The organism is Acidobacteriota bacterium, from assembly GCA_016208495.1.
Taxonomy (GTDB): domain Bacteria; phylum Acidobacteriota; class Blastocatellia; order Chloracidobacteriales; family Chloracidobacteriaceae; genus JACQXX01.
On record JACQXX010000087.1, the window covers coordinates 15,106 to 32,838 of the forward strand.

General features: G+C 51.3%; 13 protein-coding genes. 5 read left to right on the forward strand and 8 right to left on the reverse strand.

Annotated elements, in window-relative coordinates; genetic code table 11:
• Positions 1-22 precede the first annotated feature (22 nt).
• The 3 genes from murA to HY774_17850 all read right to left on the reverse strand — a co-directional run bounded on the left by murA (position 23) and on the right by HY774_17850 (position 5,502).
• The gene (gene murA / locus HY774_17840) at positions 23-1,282 is read right to left on the reverse strand and encodes a UDP-N-acetylglucosamine 1-carboxyvinyltransferase (GenBank protein ID MBI4750346.1); all 1,260 of its coding nucleotides are present in this window, start codon (positions 1,280-1,282) and stop codon (positions 23-25) included.
• A 209-nt stretch (positions 1,283-1,491) separates the two neighbouring features.
• Complete coding sequence (locus HY774_17845; GenBank protein MBI4750347.1) at positions 1,492-4,500, reverse strand: sigma 54-interacting transcriptional regulator; 3,009 nt, start codon at positions 4,498-4,500, stop codon at positions 1,492-1,494.
• Between the two features lie 360 nt (positions 4,501-4,860).
• Complete coding sequence (locus HY774_17850) at positions 4,861-5,502, reverse strand: zinc ribbon domain-containing protein (GenBank protein ID MBI4750348.1); 642 nt, start codon at positions 5,500-5,502, stop codon at positions 4,861-4,863.
• Between the two features lie 221 nt (positions 5,503-5,723).
• Between HY774_17850 and HY774_17855 the strand changes: the two genes are divergently transcribed.
• From HY774_17855 to HY774_17865, 3 genes are all read left to right on the forward strand, one after another.
• Entirely contained in the window at positions 5,724-6,170 is a 447-nt protein-coding gene (locus tag HY774_17855; GenBank protein ID MBI4750349.1) for a RidA family protein, read from the forward strand.
• 493 nt (positions 6,171-6,663) lie between these two features.
• A complete protein-coding gene (locus HY774_17860; protein MBI4750350.1) occupies positions 6,664-7,188 on the forward strand; it encodes a 3-hydroxyanthranilate 3,4-dioxygenase in 525 nt (174 codons plus the stop codon).
• A 114-nt stretch (positions 7,189-7,302) separates the two neighbouring features.
• Positions 7,303-8,331, forward strand: coding sequence for an amidohydrolase (locus HY774_17865; GenBank protein MBI4750351.1), 1,029 nt, complete (start codon positions 7,303-7,305; stop codon positions 8,329-8,331).
• Between the two features lie 180 nt (positions 8,332-8,511).
• On the opposite strand, the gene HY774_17870 is transcribed toward HY774_17865, so the two are convergent.
• From HY774_17870 to HY774_17885, 4 genes are all read right to left on the reverse strand, one after another.
• Complete coding sequence (locus HY774_17870) at positions 8,512-9,639, reverse strand: carboxylate-amine ligase (protein ID MBI4750352.1); 1,128 nt, start codon at positions 9,637-9,639, stop codon at positions 8,512-8,514.
• A gap of 130 nt (positions 9,640-9,769) precedes the next feature.
• Positions 9,770-11,119 (reverse strand): hypothetical protein, encoded by a 1,350-nt coding sequence (locus HY774_17875; protein ID MBI4750353.1) that lies wholly within the window; start codon positions 11,117-11,119, stop codon positions 9,770-9,772.
• Positions 11,120-11,189: 70 nt separating this feature from the next.
• Positions 11,190-11,393 (reverse strand): hypothetical protein, encoded by a 204-nt coding sequence (locus HY774_17880; GenBank protein MBI4750354.1) that lies wholly within the window; start codon positions 11,391-11,393, stop codon positions 11,190-11,192.
• A 17-nt stretch (positions 11,394-11,410) separates the two neighbouring features.
• Positions 11,411-12,376, reverse strand: a complete 966-nt coding sequence (locus tag HY774_17885) for a hypothetical protein (protein MBI4750355.1) — start codon at positions 12,374-12,376, stop codon at positions 11,411-11,413.
• Between the two features lie 673 nt (positions 12,377-13,049).
• On the opposite strand from HY774_17885, the gene HY774_17890 reads away from it, so the two are divergent.
• Both HY774_17890 and HY774_17895 read left to right on the forward strand, forming a co-directional pair.
• Positions 13,050-14,117 carry an alcohol dehydrogenase catalytic domain-containing protein gene (locus HY774_17890; GenBank protein MBI4750356.1) on the forward strand — a complete coding sequence of 356 codons (1,068 nt, stop codon included), beginning with the start codon at positions 13,050-13,052 and terminating at the stop codon, positions 14,115-14,117.
• A gap of 189 nt (positions 14,118-14,306) precedes the next feature.
• The gene (locus tag HY774_17895) at positions 14,307-15,329 is read left to right on the forward strand and encodes an alcohol dehydrogenase catalytic domain-containing protein (protein ID MBI4750357.1); all 1,023 of its coding nucleotides are present in this window, start codon (positions 14,307-14,309) and stop codon (positions 15,327-15,329) included.
• 467 nt (positions 15,330-15,796) lie between these two features.
• Here HY774_17895 and ccsA read toward each other — a convergent pair whose 3' ends face one another.
• The gene (gene ccsA / locus HY774_17900; protein MBI4750358.1) at positions 15,797-17,434 is read right to left on the reverse strand and encodes a cytochrome c biogenesis protein CcsA; all 1,638 of its coding nucleotides are present in this window, start codon (positions 17,432-17,434) and stop codon (positions 15,797-15,799) included.
• Positions 17,435-17,733: the final 299 nt, after the last annotated feature.

The following is a 17,733-nucleotide window of genomic DNA, read 5'->3' on the forward strand; positions in this document are numbered from 1 at the left end:
CTCGCTACTCGCTTTTGAATTGTTAACTCCGAAACCGTTCGATTTGGGCGCCGACCGAGCACAATTTTTCTTCAATTCGTTCATAGCCCCGATCAATGTGGTAAACCCGATCCACAATGGTTTCGCCATCCGCCGCCAGACCGGCCAGCACCAGGGAAGCACTGGCGCGTAAATCGGACGCCTGGACTCCAGCCCCCGTGAGTTTCCCCGTGCCACTCACGATAGCCTGATTTCCACGAAGTGTAATGTGCGCACCCATGCGCATCATTTCACTGGCGTGCATAAACCGGTTTTCAAAAATGGTTTCGGTGATGACCGATGTTCCTTCGGCGTGGGTCATCACGGCCAGATACTGAGCCTGCATATCGGTTGGGAAGGCCGGGAAGGGAAGCGTTGTCACATTTAAGGCTTTCAGTGGCCCGGCATAGGACGCATGAAGGGCAACATCGCTTAGCCGATCAATTTTGAGGCCGGCTTCCTGAAACTTATCAATCACCGCTGTCAGGTGATCTGGGTTGCAATCAGTAATTTCCAGATTGCCCTGGGTTATGGCCGCAGCCGCCAGAAGGGTTCCGGCTTCAATTCGGTCAGGAATGATCGTGTGCTCAGCACCACGTAACCGCTCGACGCCTTCAATGACAATGGTTGGTGTTCCCGCACCCGTGATCCGGGCGCCCATTCGATTGAGCAGCACTGCCAGATCAACGACTTCGGGTTCACTGGCGGCGTTTTGGAGCACTGTTCGGCCACGTGCCAGCGCACCGGCCATCATCAGGTTTTCAGTCCCGGTGACCGTTACCTGATCAAAATAGACTTCGGCTCCAACCAGTTTGTCGGCATGGGCAACGACATTTCCATTCACCAGTTCAATTGCGGCGCCCATTTTGGTAAGTGCCATCAAGTGAAGGTCAATCGGGCGTTGTCCGATGGCACAACCACCAGGCAAACTGACACTGGCGTGTCCAAAGCGAGCGACCAGCGGTCCTAAAACCAAAACTGAAGCCCGCATGGTTTTCACCAGTTCATAGGGCGCTTCACAAAATTGAATTGGATCGGCCTGAATTTTCAATGTGCCACGTTCCGGCATCAGGACAAGGCCACCCATGTCTTCAATGAGTCGCCGCATCGTGATGATGTCCCGGACATACGGAAGATTGTGTAATGTGACCGCATCTGAGGTAAGGAGGGCGGCTGCCATACAGGGGAGGGCTGCATTTTTGGCCCCACTGACACTGATGCGCCCTTCGAGGGGGTTTTTACCAATGATTCGAAACTTATCCATCCTAGTGATTCAACCTTTAAAAAATTAGAGATAACTCAGATTAAAGTCAGTAGTCAGTAGTTGATAAGTCAGTAGTCAGTAGACCAAATCCAGGTATTTCAGTCTGCAAAGACCTTGAAAGAACTCTTTGCAAGCTACTCAAAAAGAACCAGATAGACTTGACCGACAATTCAAAATCCCAACGTTTGACTACTGACTACTGACTCTTTTCATTCAATCGTTTCCAACCCAAACCGTTTGCGCTTGAGGATCAGGCCCTGTCGGGTGAGTCCCAATTCACGTGCGGCGCGGGTGATATTGCCGGAATGCCGTTCCAGGGCTTCTGAAACCAGCTTGCGTTCAAGCTCTTCGACGGCTTCGGACAGCGTTTTGGGTGTGGCAATCATTGAGCCGGAGCGCCGCCCTTGAATCGAAACCGAGACTGGACGCTGCCAGACTTCGTTGGAAAAATGTTCTGGCATCAGGATGGTTTCGTGGGGCGCGAGGGCCACAGCCCGTTCAATTTCATTTTTTAATTGGCGGACATTTCCAGGCCAGGAGAATTTGCTCAGGATTTCCATCGCGGCTTCAGAAAGAGAAATGGTTTTGTTTTCTTTTTTCGCGGCGGCTTTGAGCAGATAGCGAACCAGCACCGGGATGTCTTCGCGGCGTTCACGCAAGGGCGGCACATGAATGCGAATGACATTGAGCCGGTGATACAGATCTTCCCGAAATTTTCCACGCTCAACTTCCTTTTCCAGGTCCCGATTGGTGGCAGCCACCACGCGCACATCAACTTTGACCGGGTGGTCTTCCCCGACAGGGTGGATTTCGCGATCTTGTAGAAAGCGCAGTAACTTGGGTTGGACGTGCAGCGTGAGTTCGCCGATTTCATCTAAAAACAATGTTCCACCACTGGCGGCGCGGATGATGCCAAATGAATCTTTATCGGCACCGGTAAAGGCGCCGCGCCGGTGGCCAAACAACCGGCTCTCCACGAGTTCGGCTGGAATGGCGGCACAATTAAAGGGCAGAAACGGTTTGGCGCTTCGGGCGCTGGTATTGTGAACCGCCCGGGCGATGAGTTCTTTGCCGACACCAGATTCACCTGTAATCAAAACCGTCACGTCCGATGAGCGAATTTTTTGAATTCGTTCCAGTGCCCGCATCATGGCCGGGGATTCACAGACAAACCCGGCGGCCACCAGATTGCTGCTGGTTTTATAACTGCTGACAATGGTTTGTGAGGCCCGAACCGTGTTGCGCAGCATACAGTTTTCAAGTCCCAATTCGACAACCCGCAACAGCGAATCCAGGTTCCCCAGTTTGGTGACCGAAGCTGGTGTTCCACCGCTCAGATAGAGCCAGAAGCGACGAAGCGGAGTTGGGTCATTGGTATGCCGGTTGTCGGCCAATAATTTTAGTTGAACGCCTGGCGGAAGCGGTTTTTCTTCTTCAAGGTGCAGCCGGAGTTCAAAAAACGCGCGGTCGGCTTCTTTGCGGTCGCATCCACGGGCGGTAACCAGTTTCAGACTTTCATCCGCCAGTTGCTCAAACACCACCGCCTGCATTTGCAATTCATCGCGGATAATGGTGGCAACTTCACGCAGGAGCAAATCGTGTGAGGTGGCCGCCGTAATCAGGCGCTCGACAATGAGGGTATCCATGGTGAGTGCGGCTGATTCCGGACGCATGGAATATGAATTGTCGAGCAGTCGTTCAATGGCTTCCGTTGCCTGTTTTTGCCTGGGTTCGGCTTTGAGATCGGTAAAAATCTTGCAGGCTTTTTCCAGATGGGACATTGCCCGGTGCGGATTCGCTGTCCGCGCCATCGCCAGGCCGATTTCAAGATGGCTGCAGGCGGCCTCATAGGCAAAGCTGATTGATTCAAAGATGGAAATACTTTGCGCCAGCAGGGAAATTGCTTCGGTTGACTCACCACGCGAGAGCCGGATGATGCCTTCATACCGGGCCGCCAGCCCTGACATGTGAAGGTTCGGCTGTGTTTTGAGCAGTTCCTGGGCTTGTTTGAGGTAATCAGCGGCTTTTTCAATATCAGAGCGCTGCAAATAGCCCGTGGCAAGCCGCAAGTAGGTGCCGGGAATATCCACCAGGCGGCCAATTTTGGAGTTGAGCTGGAGGGTGTGTTGAAATTGAACCAGCGCGTCATCAACCCGGTTTTGGGCCAGAAACACATCCCCAAGCGTCTCCCAGCCCATGGCTTCAATGGATTTGATACCGGTTTCAAGCGCCAGTTCAATGGCCCGCCGGACACAGCGTTCTGCATCCTGAAAGCGTCCCTGGCGCAGGTACAATTCGCCAAGTGTATCAAGCACCACACTTTCAGTTCGCTTGTTGATGCCGGTGGCCAGATCAAACGCCATTTTGAGTGACGTTTCGGCCCGTTGCCATTCGCCGATTCCCAGTTGGGCATCAGCCAGGTTGTTATAGGCGATCCCGAGCAGGTTGCGATCTTTGGTTTGTGACCAGTGCTCAATGGCGCGTTCGTAGTTGGCAACAGCTTTATGAATATTGCCTTCCTCAATCTCGACCATCGCCAGATTATTGAGGAGTTTGCCGATGGAAATGTGATCGGCGACCGTGGGGCGGCTGGACATTTTCTCAAGCAATTCTAGCCCACGCATTGAATCTTCACGTGATTCCTGCTGCCGGCCTTCGAGATAATCAACCAGGGACAGATTCCAGTAGGTTTGCGCCAATGCCCGGGCATCGCCCACGGCTTCCAGGTGATCAAGCCCGGCCAGCAAGTGGTCGCGTGAAATGGCATATTCGTCAATCATCCAGTACACATACCCAATCAGAGCGTGGGATGACCCGCAACCAGTGACATCTTTAATTTCGGTGTACAGCTTGAGCGCATTGGTGGCGCAATAAATAGAACGCGGAGCATTATCGAGCCATCGGTAAATGCTCCCCATGCGATACCACAGATTGGCAATCGTGGTTTGGGGGAGGGTGTATTGGCGACCAGTCAAATCAACCGGAATGATTGCGGCCAGGGCCTCATCATACCGCCCGGTAATTTCAAGCAATTCAGCCAACTGACACCGGAGTTGAGCGGCTTCTTCCCGTGAAACAGATTCATTTTGCAGCAACTCGCCAATGAGCTGAATTCCTTTGGTTGGGTCTCCGCCTTGCACACTTAAACTTTCCATCGTCATCCGTTCAAGGGTGACGTGGTCTGAGACATCATTGTTTGGCACCCAGCGATTATTCATCGAACCGTCCTTTGTGGTATCCGTGGAAAGTGGTCAACCAGTGCAACAGCAGGGCATCGGGAAACTGGCTGAAAAAACCTGGTCCAGTTATCAGGGTGGTGGAGGTTGGGTGAAGCTATTATGGTGATGAACCGCTAGTTTACCAAAGCTCAATCGAGTGTGAAATAAGCGCGTGACCGGAATTTTAGGTTCGGGGTTTTGGGGCTGGAAATTGAGGGTGAAGAACTTCTTATTTTTGAATGAAATAGATGAAAAACAGCATCACTGAGGGGTGAAGGTATTCAAAAGTGGGATTGCAAAATTCAGACGGTGGAAGGCCATTCAGATTGGATCAATCCGTCTGTGCTTTCCACAAACACTCTAGTTTGTGTTTCGTGCGCGTGGGATTGCCTCCCGAGCCTGAGGAGGTAACATTTCGGTGGTGTGTTCGGTAACTGATGGTGGAACAATCATTTGGGATGCGCCGGACGGTAATTGCAACTCTGATGTTGAAAACCGCGCTCCACTTTCCAACTGTCGTTGCTTGTCGGCATCAACCTGAAATTCCTGTTCCTGCCGGCGTGGGGGCGGGGTGGTGGTAAAAAACCAGCCATTAATCAGGATTCCAAGACCAATAAAGAGTGGAACAAACCCCACTGGCCAGGGAATCCGGTCTCCCATCACGCTACTCAACAAAAGCATAAAAACCACGACTCCAAATCCAACTGAGGCAACGGTGATACCAATTCGAATCCGGCGAAGGCGGCGTTCTTCAGGGGATTCCAGAAATTTCTCAATCTCAGGGAGCACATCTTCAGCCAGGTGGGATAAATCTTTCACCGTCCGAAGTTCAAGGATTTTCGAAGCAATTGCTTTGCCGATTTCATCGCGAGCGGAAACCGCCGCCGCCGTCACTGAATCGGGGCGCTGCAGCGAGGTCCGCACAACGCGCATATCAGTCCCACAGGCACGGCAATACTGGCTGGGCTGGCGTTCTTCAGTTCCACAGTTTGGGCAAAACATGGCTTCCCTCAAAAGATTTTCAATCTGGTGATTGCGTTTGGTGACAAAATGAAGCTAGGCTGCGAAAATAGCCTTCCCATAATAGGAAATTGCTGCCCCCTGCAGCAACCTTCTTGAGAAATCTTTTCACATGGTAGTTTTTGGTACAGACCAGATACGCTCTTTTTCCTGCCTGCCTCTGGTCGGCTGGCTACCACCATCCTCATCCCACTTTGAGCCTTATGAACGGACAAGCCTATATTCTGCACGAACGTGCCAAAGCACTTGCTCAATACCCGCATATGCGGCGTGTTGGTGGTCTCTTATATATTTCAGGAACTTCGTCCCGCCGACCAGACAACACCTTTGACGGCGTTACCCACGAGTCTGATGGGACGATAACGCTTGATATCCGTGCCCAAACTCAGGCGGTGATTGAAAATATCCGACTGATTTTACGCGAAGCCGGCGCCGACCTGACCCATCTGGTTGATATGACAGTCTTTCTGGTGGATATGAAGGATTACCCTGGGTACAACGAAGTGTATAATCACTATTTTCAGGCTGAAACCGGGCCGACACGAACCACTGTGGCCGTTCATCAATTACCCCACCCCCACCTCTTGATTGAAATCAAAGCCATTGCGATTGACCCGGCTCATATCCAGGAAGATCGGGCCATTTTGTAAGAATGAAGAATTGAGAATGAAGAAACCATATAGTGGTTAGTGGTTAGTGGTTAGTGGTTAGTGGTTAGTGGTTAGTGGTTAGAAATCAATACTTTCAAAGCAGAACCAGGAACCAAGCACCAAAGAGTGGTTAGTGGTTAGTACTACAGCGAGGTTTCGGTTTTAACCTGCGAAGCGGGTGATGGCTCGTAGCCCAGGGTGGAGTCTTCGAAACCCTGGGTTGACGGTCATTCCCAATTTCTCCCGCCCCACCGGCAACCGCCTACGGCGGTTGCCGGTGGGGCGGGAGGTCGGTCGGGCCGTTGGTCCCAGGGTTGCACCCTGGGCTAGCGTGCCTACGCGGGAGTTCCTGGGCTCAAAACTCGGTTTTTTATTAAAACCTCGCTGTAGTATTAGTGGTTAGAAATCAATACTTTCAAAGCAAAACCAAGAACTAACCACTAACCACTAACCACTAACCACTTCTTTCATTCTTCATTCAAAAGGAGTTTCCATGCCAGGACTATCAACTATCAATTTCAAACAGTGGATTGAAGAACATCGCCATTTATTTCAACCACCAGTTGGGAATGCCCAGATTTGGAAGGACCGGGAATTTATGGTAACCGTGGTCGGTGGTCCAAACAGCCGGAAGGACTACCATATTGACCCCGGCGAAGAGTTTTTTTATCAACTTGAAGGCGATATGGTGTTGCGGATTGTCGAAGATGGCGTTCACCGGGATTTACCCATCCGCGAAGGAGATATTCTTCTCCTGCCGCCATTTGTGCCGCATTCGCCCCAACGCGGTCCCAAAACCCTGGGACTGGTGATCGAACGGATTCGACGTCTGGATGAACTGGATCAGTTCCAGTGGTATTGCGAAGCCTGTGGAACTGTCCTTCACACCGTCAGTGTGCACGTGTCAGACATCACGACCCAGCTTAAACCGGTCTTTGATGCCTACTGGGCTGACCTTGACGCCCGAACCTGTAAACATTGCGGAGAAGTACAACAGCCCCCTCCTCCTCGTGAATAAAGTCAGTGCCACCTGCGTCAGCGGGTGGTTTTCATGTTAAGCCACAGGCTCAGAGAGAAACCGCTGTTATTTGCCCACCCGCTGACGCAGGTGGTACTGACTTCAATTATTGCTATGAAAATCATTGACTTGCACACCCACATCCTTCCTCCAAATTGGCCCAATCTGAAGGACAAATATGGGTATGGCGGTTGGCCAAGACTGGATTACCTGTCCCCTTGCCACGCCAAAATCATGATTGATGATCGGTTTTTTCGTGAAATCACCGACAATTGTTGGGATCCAGAGGTGAGGTTAAAAGAGGGAGGCGTTGATATCCAGGTATTGTCAACGGTGCCGGTCATGTTCAGTTACTGGGCTAAACCGCAGGATGCGTATGACCTGTCCCGGTTTTTGAATGACCACATTGCCGAACTGGTCAATCGGTGGCCAGACCGGTTTGTGGGACTGGGAACCTTACCTCTTCAAGCACCAGATCTGGCCATTCAGGAACTCAAACGCTGTGTTCAGGAGCTTGGTCTGGCTGGGGTTGAAATCGGAAGCCACGTCAACGACTGGAATTTGGACCAACCGGAACTCTTTCCGGTATTTCAGGCTGCCGCGAAGCTGGGGGCTTCGGTGTTCGTTCATCCGTGGGACATGATCGGGCGTGAACGGATGCCTCAGTATTTCCTGCCGTGGCTGGTCGGGATGCCGGCTGAGTCGTCACTGGCAATTTGTTCAGTGATTTTTGGAGGAGTTTTGGAGCGACTTCCGCAATTGAAAATCTGCTTTGCCCACGGCGGCGGTGCTTTCCCATATACGCTTGGGCGGATCAACAAAGGATATGAAGCCCGGCCTGACCTATGTCAGATTCACATTACTCACCCGCCCCGAACCTATCTGCCTCAAATTTATGTTGATTCACTGGTTCACGATCCAGACGCTTTACTCTATATCCTCAAACTCTTTGGCGCCAATCGAGTTGCGATGGGCTCCGATTATCCATTTCCACTCGGCGAATTCCCACCTGGAAATTTGATTAGGTCAATTGATGAACTGGATGAACCGACGAAAGAACGGTTGTTGTGGGGGACAGCCGCGGAGTTTCTCGGACTTGAAAAGAAAATGGTGCCGTGGGAGGCGCTTGAGAATGAAGAATGACAAGGTGACAAATGACAAGGTGACAAATGACAAGGTGACAAATGACAAGGTGACAAATGACAAGGTGACAGGGTGACAGGGTGACAGGGTAATAGAATGACAGAATGACAGGCCAATAAATATGTCACCCATTCACCTTGTCACCCATTCACCTTGTCACTCAGTCACCTTGTCACCAGGTCATTTCTTGGCGGCTGGGGCGACAGGCAGGACCCCTTCGGTGGTTTCTTTGATCAGGTTGTCAACCACGGCGTGGAGATCGCCGGTTTCTTCATAAACCTTGAGTTGACGGTCAGCGCTTGACCCTTCCTTCATGATGGTATGCACGTATTCGATTTCCTTGCGGCTTCCGAGTTCGTCCACCACATCATCCACAAAGTCCAATAATTCACAGATTAAATCCCGGACTGGAACTTCAATCTGTTTTCCGAAGTCAATCAGCTTTCCGTCGAGGCCATAGCGAACGGCGCGCCATTTATTTTCCTGGATCAGCGCCCGGCGATAGAGGCGGAACCCCATATTCTGCTTCAACAATTTATAGAGTTTGGCCACAATTGCCTGGAACAGCGCGGCAATCGCGATGACTTCATCAACTTTTGCTGGCAAATCACAGGTGCGGAACTCCAGCGTGGGGAAGATTGGGTGTGGGCGGACATCCCACCAGATTTTTTTGCCATTATCAATGCATTTGGTTTTGACCAGCAGTTTGACATAGTTGTCAAATTCACTGGCGGAGCCAAAGTAGTCTGGAATGTCAGTTCGTGGGAACGCCTTAAATACTTCAGAGCGGTATGATTTCAGGCCCGTATTGCGGCCAATCCAGAACGGCGAACTGGTTGAAAGCGCCAGCACGTGCGGCAGGAAATACCGGGCAGCATTCATAATATGGATGGCATCTTCCCGGCTTTCCATTCCAACGTGAACGTGCAGACCATAAATTGAAAGGGCACGTGCCACCTGCTGCATTTCTTCGATCAAGGCATAGTAGCGTTCGTCAGGCGTGATCAACTGATCTTTCCAGTGAGAGAACGGATGGGTTGATGCCGCGACAATCGCCAGATTTTTCTTTGCCGCCAGGGTGGCAATCGTCCGCCGAAGCTTGGTGACATCTGCCCGGGCTTCCTGAATGTTTTTGCAAATACCAGTGCCGACTTCAATCTGGGACTGGTGCATTTCCTGTTTGACTTGCTCGCCGAGGAGCATCATGCCCTCTTCCAGAATCTCGGCCACGCGTGAGCGAAGTTCGCGAGTTTTGGGGTCAATAATCTGAAATTCTTCTTCAATGCCAAGTGTGAATTCCTGTGCCATGTAGGTATCCCCTTAAGTGAGGTTTGTGGGATCAGAAATGGAGATTGAAGCTGGTCGGCGGACTGACAAAACCTCTCGTCCACAAAGAGATTTTCTCAATCCCAAACCTGAATCCCAGGCCCTCGAAAAATTAGTCATTCAGGATGAATGTTGGAACCATGCCGCCACCCGAGGTGACGTTGCACAGTGCGTTACTGGAGAGACGCGTAAAGGCGCCGCCAACTTTCCCATAAAACAGCAACGGGTCAAGATCAACCAGTTGCTCAATAAACGTGATGTCACCTTCGGGCGTGTAATGAGGAAAAACTTCCTGGGCCGTGCTGACCCGTTCCTGGACCAGATAATCGCCGGTGAGCGCGGTTTCAATGGCGTCATCCCACTCTGATTCATTTGATTCCCAGCCGATAAAAATACCTTTCCCGCCATATTCATCATTTGGTTTGAGCACCAGGGTATCACGGTTGGCGCGGGTATAACTGACCAGATCAATGGACTGGCCATAATACATGGTGTTGCCTTCCTGACACCGGCGAGTCCAGGGAATGTGGGCCTTGATGGCTGCCCGCTGCTCTTCGGTGAACAAATGGGCATTGGCCTCATCAGTCAGAACCCCAAAGAACATCTTTTTGTGGACAAACTTGGTTCGAAATCCATTGACCACACACACATCGTGGGCACGATAGGCGTCAATCAGCGCTTTGCACTTGTCTGGATTTTCAAGAATGTCATTGGTCAATACCCGCCGATAGACCAGATCAATTTCAAAATCACCGGTGCGGAGTCGGCCATTGGTATGGTCCAGCTTTTCCGGCGCCACGATCTCGCAAGCATACCCGGACTGGATAAAGTACTCGCGGAATTGTTCGAATTCGCATTGGGTCGGGAGTCCCTCCCAATCCACAATCGCAATGTTGGGTTTATCGCGTCCGCCGCTCCATTCCTTAAAGGCCCGTAACAGCGTTTCAAGCAACAAATGCCGGGCATAGAGCGGTGTCACTGGAAAAGTTTTCACAAATTCCTGCATCACCGGCAAGTCCATAAAGATTTTGCCCATGACTTCGCAGTAAGAAATCCCAGCCGGGTTTTCGGCGTTGAGCTCAACAAAACTGTAGGCACTTTCAGTCAGAAAGGAATCAAGCCGGGACGTGACGGAAATACCGCTAAAGCCTGGATCAATCGCAATCAACTCAGCTTCACCGGGGGTAATCCCCAAATCGGCATTCAGGCGCGGTTCCGTGGTGACCGCCTGGCCAACCACTTCGACGCATGACCAGATTCGTTCACAGACGTCGGTAATATGTCGCCATTGAGCTGCGGAAACAAAGTGGGGGCGCAGGTAAGGGGATAACGGTCGGCCTCCGAAAATCATTTTCTCAGCCTGAATGCGGTCTTTGATAAAATCCCGCGAATCAGTCAAGACCGATGGGTGCGCCTCAAGAAGTTGATTATAGTGAGCAACGGCAGCACGAACTCGTTCCATAGTGTTTGTCTTTCAGAAAGGGAGAAAGAATACCATTTTGGAGGTGTGGTTGCGGAGAAAGGCAGACTTTTCAACGAATGAACTGCTTGATGATCCGACCTGACGATTTCAAAATGGTATTGAGGTTGGGGGCAAACGGGGAGCAACCAGAGACAATGTGGATGTGATGCAACATCGCTTGATGTTCGGAAAAACTGAAAATCCATCCAAAAATCAACCAGTGGTCAGGCTCACCTGCCTCAGCGGGTAAGACTGACCGACCAGCCTGTGCCATTCACTTCCACTTCGTGCTTATTCAGCCGCCGCGTCCGCTTTTACCGTAATTTCCTGGTTCATCATTGAACTCCAGCGGAACGGTTTGTGAGTGGGCTGGCCATCTTTGGCGTATCGAATCAGCAAATCGCTAACCCGTGAAACCATCCACTCAAAGTTGACCGGACCGACGGAGAATGAATCGGCATCCGGCGCTGGATTCATAAAGTCAATGGCATACGGAATGCCGTCACGAATGGCAAATTCAACCGTGTTGATATCATAGCCCAGCGCCTCGTTGAGGAGGATGACTTCGGCGACCACCCGGTCATAGAGTTTCTTGTCGAGATACTCTTCGGGTTTCATATCAACATACTGGTTTGGATATGGACGGGTTGGATCATAGGGCATGACCAGCACATCCCGCCGACCAATCCCATAACAGCGGACATAGCGGTCAAAATGAATAAATTCCTGCAGGGTCATGCACAATTGACCGGTCCGGTCATAGACCTGAATCAGTTCGTCAATGGTATTGACCCGATACACGTCGCGCCAGCCGCCACCATCGTGTGGCTTCAAAATCGCTGGCAAGCCGACATAATCAACGATTCCTTGCCAATCGAGCGGAAATTCGAGGTTCCGCAATGATTGTGACGTGACGCGCTCCTGATAATTCTTTTGTGGAAGCAACACGGTCCGCGGAACCGCCACGCCCAGGCGGGCTGCCAGCGAGTAGTTGAAAAACTTGTCGTCAGCCGACCACCAGAATGGGTTATTGACAATGATTGCCCCGCACAGCGCCGCATTTTTGAGATAGGCCCGGTAAAACGGAATTTCGTGTGAAATGCGATCCACGATGACTTTATAGGGGCAGGGTCCATCCATGCGAACACCACCGATGTTGACATATTCGGCAGTTACTCCGGTGCCGCTGGAGTTAATCCGTTCAATCAACGCAGGCGGAAACGTATTTTCTCGGCCAACCAAAATACCAACTTTCATAGTGTGGTTCCTTTGCGAATGTGGAATGTGAACAACGGCAAAACACCGCCTCTTTGCCTGGCACACAGACCCCAGGTATCCGAAGCTGTTGCAGCGATGATGCAGAATTAATTGTGGGGGAGATAGTGTGCTGCGAGTTCGCAAACATTAGCGACTTGATATTGGGATTGTCAAGCAACCACTTAGGTTCTCATGATCAATCAGGAATGGAAAATGGTACTAAGGTTAGAACTCTTTTATTTTCAGGTTCTAAATGAAGCCGCCAGAGGCTGACCATCCGGCTTGATGACCGGTGGCTCCAGGCTTGAAATTCAACCTGTGACAGGCAAAACAGACTATCAATTCGAAGCCGGATCTTTGAGCAAACCTTCAGTTCTGGCTCATCGAGGACGCCAGAAGGCCATCTTTCTTTTATGTTGACTTTGTAACGCAAAGCACTCTACAATGCGAACTCCCCATCAAAGTGATTGATCTGATTGCAGTTGGTAACAATTTTACAGCAAGGGCAAAGCCTTTTCACACCCGGCTGAGGAGGTTTTTTCAAAGTTGACTTGCCACACCTCATCATCATGAGGAAAATGCAGCCTGCTTTTAAGCCTTTTCTCGAAACTTGGCTCTATCTACAATGACTAATCTTTCTCCAAGTACTGTTACTTCTTACACTCAAGCTGACATGGATGATCCATTTTCTGGCTACCCGACCACTTCGCAGACAATGCTGGCCCACGTTCTGGTCGAGCCAGGACGATTGGAAATGCGTGAGGTGACCCGACCTGCTCCAGGTCCAGGCGGGGTCGTCATTCAGGTTCGGGCAGCATTAACCTGTGGTACGGATTTAAAAGCCTTTCTTCGTGGCCACCCAAAATTTCCAATGCCAACCCTGTTTGGCCACGAATTTTCAGGTGTGATTGCCGAAGTCGGTGCCGGAGTGACTCAATTTCGCGAAGGCGATGCGGTGATGTCAACCCACTCAGCACCTTGTGGCACCTGTTACTACTGCCAGCGCAACCAAGAAAATCTATGTGACACGATCATGGGCACCATGGTGTTGGGTGCTTATGCGGAATATATCCATATTCCCGAACACATCGTGCGACAAAACATGTATCGCAAGCCAGTTGAACTCAGTTATACAGAAGCGGCTTTACTGGAGCCGCTTTCGTGCGTTCTTCACGGCCTTGAAACCATTCGTTTCCGTGAAGATGACACGGTTTTAATCATCGGGAGCGGGGCCATCGGGTTGCTGCATTTACTGGCACTGAAAGCCTATGGTGTTCAAAACATTCTGGTGGCTGGCCGGCGTTCCTTCCGCCTGAAAATGGCCAAATCAATGGGTGCCGCCCACGTCATTGACGTCCGGCACGATGAGATCCAGGAATCGGTGATGGAATTGACCGGAGGTCGCGGTGCGGATACGGTCATTGAATGCACTGGACGGCCTGAGGTTTGGGAATCAGCCGTTTCGATGGCGCGTCGGGGTGGCAACGTCATCCTTTTTGGCGGTTGCAAGAAAGGCACCAGTGTCACCTTTGACACCCATCGCCTGCACTATGATCAAATCACCCTGCACAGTCCGTTCCATATGACGCCGGCTTCCGTTCGGAAAGCCTTCCAATTGTTGACCGAAAAAGGAATTGACGGGCACAACCTGATTACCGGTGAATACCGGCTTGACCAGTTGCTGGAAGTCTTTGATTTGCTTCAAAACAGCGACTGCATCAAATGTGCGGTCATCCCCTAGCCGGTCCCGGCGTAAGGGCTGACGCACAGCCCCATTTTAAAGCGGTGGTTCATGTTTCAGAGGTGATGCGGAAAAACCGGTGGCGAGGAGAGAACCGATGTGAGTTCTCGCCTTTGTCAGGTTTGTTCCGCATCACCTTTCTTCTTTTACCCAGAAAGTAAATTTGATTGACTGGAAATGTGAGAATCTATGAAAGTTGCCCGCATTTACGATTTTGAAGATATCCGCATCGAGGACATGCCGATGCCGGAGGTTGGTCCGACCGAAGCCCTGGTTCAGGTCAAAGCCTGTGGTGTGTGTTCGGGAGATGTCACACCCTGGTACATTAAACGCAAAGCCCCGATTGTGCTTGGGCATGAACCGGCTGGCGTGATAGCGGCTGTTGGCCGCGAAGTGACCAAATTTAAGGTCGGAGACCGGGTTTTTGCTCATCATCATGCTCCCTGTTTTGCCTGTCATCAGTGCCAGAAGGGAAATTATGTCCAATGCCCAACCTGGAAAGCCTCAAAGATCATTCCAGGCGGAATTGCCGAATATTTCCTGGTACCGGAAACCAATCTCGGCGATACGCTCCGTCTCCCCGATTCAATTTCTTTTGAAGATGGGGCCTTGACTGAACCGGCGGCTTGCTCTGTCAAATCAATCAAACGGGCTAATCTGCATCCTGGTGATACTGTGCTGATTATTGGCCTGGGGATTATGGGACAAATGAACGTCCTGCTGGCCAGGCACTATGGCGCCGGAAAAATCATTGGGGCTGATTTGGTGGATTATCGGTGTGAGCGGGCGATTGAATTTGGTGCAGATGCGGTCATTAACCCAACACGTGAAGATCTGGTCGAGCGACTCAGCGAATTGACCGGCGGCAAAATGGCGGATGTGGTGATTGTTGGACCTGGAAGCGCCCCGGTGATGGACCTTGGGATTCGATGTGCCGGGAAGGGCAGCACCGTGGTGTTTTTTATGGGAACACCACCGGAGGAAACTCTGACCGTTCACCCGTTTCATCTGTACTTCAATGAAATTTCGCTGGTGTCGAGCTATTCCTGCGGGCCGGATGATACCCAGGAAGCGCTGAATCTGATCGAAGCCGGTGTGATTACGGCTCAAAAACTGGTGACCCACCGGTTTCCGCTTCAGGAAACGACCCAGGCATTTCGAAAAATGGCCGAAGCCCGCGACGTTCTCAAGGCGCTGGTGGTTTTTCCTTAGGGAGCGTTAAAAAATAAGTTCCTGGGGCGCGTTTTGCCACGTCCAGGTTTTGGTCTTGCCCCGCGAAGCGTTGCAGTTCGGATAGCCGGTCGGTTGGCCGCTTTGGGCCTACCACCGGTCACCACGGCCCCCCTGTCGCTCCCCGCTTGGCCCGCGCGAACCTGTTCCCGGTGGTAGCTCGCAAAGCCTCGCAACCACCGGCTATCCGAACGGCAGCCTTTCAGGATGCTCAATCCAAATACCCGTTCCCCAAACGAAAACGGGAAGTTGATTTTTAACGATCCCTTAGGAAGAGGGCTGAAGAAGGCGGGCTGAAGAAAACGGGCTGAAGACTCGCAAGCTCGGGGCTGAAGAAAACGGGCTGAAGCCTTCGGGGTGAGATTGCACATTGACCCGTTTTCTTCAGCCCGAAGTCTTCAGCCCCAAGCCCTGGTTTTCTCAGCCCGTCTTCTTCAGCCCTGGTTTTTTTAGTCTACCCCTGCGTAGGAATGCAGGCCCGGCAGCACAAAGCTCACGCCAAGGTAGGTAAAGATCACAAACAAAAAGCCGATAACCGCAAAGTAAGCCGAGCTTTTGCCTTTCCATCCGTGAACAATCCGGGCGTGCAGGTATCCGGCATAGGCCAGCCAGGTAATCAGCGCCCAGGTTTCTTTCGGATCCCAGCTCCAGTAAGTCCCCCAGGATTCATTGGCCCAGACGGCACCAGTAATCAACATCATCGCCAGCATTGGGAAGCACACTGAAACTGTTTTGTAGGTCAGGTCATCAAGTGCTTCGGTCGAAGGGAGCGCGGCCATCAAGGTTTGTCCCCTCCAGGTAAACAAAACAATAAACCCGGTGCAGGCAACAAGGGTCAAAATGGCGGCCAGTTCGATAGGATTTGAGGCAAAGGTGACCGAGAGTACTCCAGATTGGGTCGTGAGAAAATCTTGAGCAAACCCAACCAGTTGCATCGGGGCAAACTGGGTTGGGTCCTGGTCTGAATTTTTCACCAGCCAGGCGCCAAAAGCTTGAAACTGGCTCTGGTTGATATGGCTCAGAACGCTTCCAGTCATAGCTTTCATTTGGGTATAGAGCGCGCCAAATGTCAGTACCTGGATTACCAGGGCGGCTGTCATCAGGCGGTTCCCCCAGATCTGCATTTGCGCTTTGGCCTGGAGCACAAACAGAGCGAGACAGATGGCGGCGGCCACATAAACCAGCGTTCCAAGTTGCATCAAATGCCCCACACCCGGTAAATCAGCCCGCAGGTTCCCACCTCCTGAAAGGTTTAACCCGCCGCCCATCGCGCGGACGCCTAACCCATAGGAACCAGTCGTCAGGACTTTAAAATCACCGATTATGATATAGGTCAGGATACCCAACACCGCCACCCAAAACCCCATGCTCTCGATTTTGACCTTTTCCTTGAGCAGGTGCAGCACTGCCACCCCAAAACTCACCAGACAGACTCCATAGCTGATGGCTGCCAGACTGACGTGAATTGGTCGCCAGTAACTGCGCAAAATTGGCTGAAGGGTTGAAATTTCGTTGCCCAGAAACACGCACAAAATCATCACCAGCGCTGAAATCGGCATGGTCACAAAGCCAATGAAGTCATACTTTTTCCGGCTGGCAATCACCAGACTTGAAAAGACCGCGATGCTCGTAAAGGCAATGCCTACGTCATAGAGCCCGGTCAACGGATAGGTATGCGAAACTTTATCCGTCCAGGGCATTGAAGCCCAAATCGGGCCAATCGCCGGCTGTTGTTTGAAATGGTCAACAATTTCAATCCAGCGAATCCCCCATCCGGCAAAATTGAGCACAAACCCAAAAGCCATTGTCCAGAGACCGATTCGCTGCAACAGGTGTTTATCTCCCAAACCAAGCAGGTAACTCACAAAAACCACGCTGGCACTCAAATAGGCAATCAGGGCGACCACCGTCAAGTTGCCTTCTTTCAAGATGTTGGGAGCGATGTTATTCCATCGCAACATCACCAGCCCAAGGGCCAGGATCAGCGGTATGATGTAGGTAAAACTTTTGCTCGAAGTCAGGCCAGATTGTGGCTTTACACTGGCAGCCGAAAATGGGACTTCAAGATTGACAGGGTTGGTTGACATAACAAAAACCTCTTGCGGAGTGATCTTATGGCGGAAAGAGCCGAATCAGGACGGAGTTATGAATTATGAATTATGAAACTACTCATTTATTGTAGAAGACAGGGGGAAGCCCCAGTCATTCATACCCCATTTCATAATTCATAATTCATAATTCGTTTGGGTGTTCTTGGGGTGAAGCGCCACGAGTATAGGCGAACCAGACGGATGACGGCAAGGATTCCACGACATTTGATTGCACCCCGTCGCCCATCTGGGGCGGGTTTTTCTGTTCTTTTGGGATATCGAATCTGGATTTTTAT

What these genes read in the sequence shown, in the direction of transcription:
- HY774_17845 (MBI4750347.1), bottom strand. Translation starts at nt 4,500, where the DNA reads ATGAATAATCGCTGGGTGCCAAACAATGATGTCTCAGACCACGTCACC.
- HY774_17865 (MBI4750351.1), top strand. Translation starts at nt 7,303, where the DNA reads ATGAAAATCATTGACTTGCACACCCACATCCTTCCTCCAAATTGGCCC.
- HY774_17850 (MBI4750348.1), bottom strand. Translation starts at nt 5,502, where the DNA reads ATGTTTTGCCCAAACTGTGGAACTGAAGAACGCCAGCCCAGCCAGTAT.
- HY774_17885 (MBI4750355.1), bottom strand. Translation starts at nt 12,376, where the DNA reads ATGAAAGTTGGTATTTTGGTTGGCCGAGAAAATACGTTTCCGCCTGCG.
- HY774_17855 (MBI4750349.1), top strand. Translation starts at nt 5,724, where the DNA reads ATGAACGGACAAGCCTATATTCTGCACGAACGTGCCAAAGCACTTGCT.
- HY774_17870 (MBI4750352.1), bottom strand. Translation starts at nt 9,639, where the DNA reads ATGGCACAGGAATTCACACTTGGCATTGAAGAAGAATTTCAGATTATT.
- HY774_17880 (MBI4750354.1), bottom strand. Translation starts at nt 11,393, where the DNA reads ATGGCACAGGCTGGTCGGTCAGTCTTACCCGCTGAGGCAGGTGAGCCT.
- HY774_17875 (MBI4750353.1), bottom strand. Translation starts at nt 11,119, where the DNA reads ATGGAACGAGTTCGTGCTGCCGTTGCTCACTATAATCAACTTCTTGAG.
- HY774_17860 (MBI4750350.1), top strand. Translation starts at nt 6,664, where the DNA reads ATGCCAGGACTATCAACTATCAATTTCAAACAGTGGATTGAAGAACAT.
- HY774_17895 (MBI4750357.1), top strand. Translation starts at nt 14,307, where the DNA reads ATGAAAGTTGCCCGCATTTACGATTTTGAAGATATCCGCATCGAGGAC.
- ccsA (MBI4750358.1), bottom strand. Translation starts at nt 17,434, where the DNA reads ATGTCAACCAACCCTGTCAATCTTGAAGTCCCATTTTCGGCTGCCAGT.
- murA (MBI4750346.1), bottom strand. Translation starts at nt 1,282, where the DNA reads ATGGATAAGTTTCGAATCATTGGTAAAAACCCCCTCGAAGGGCGCATC.
- HY774_17890 (MBI4750356.1), top strand. Translation starts at nt 13,050, where the DNA reads ATGGATGATCCATTTTCTGGCTACCCGACCACTTCGCAGACAATGCTG.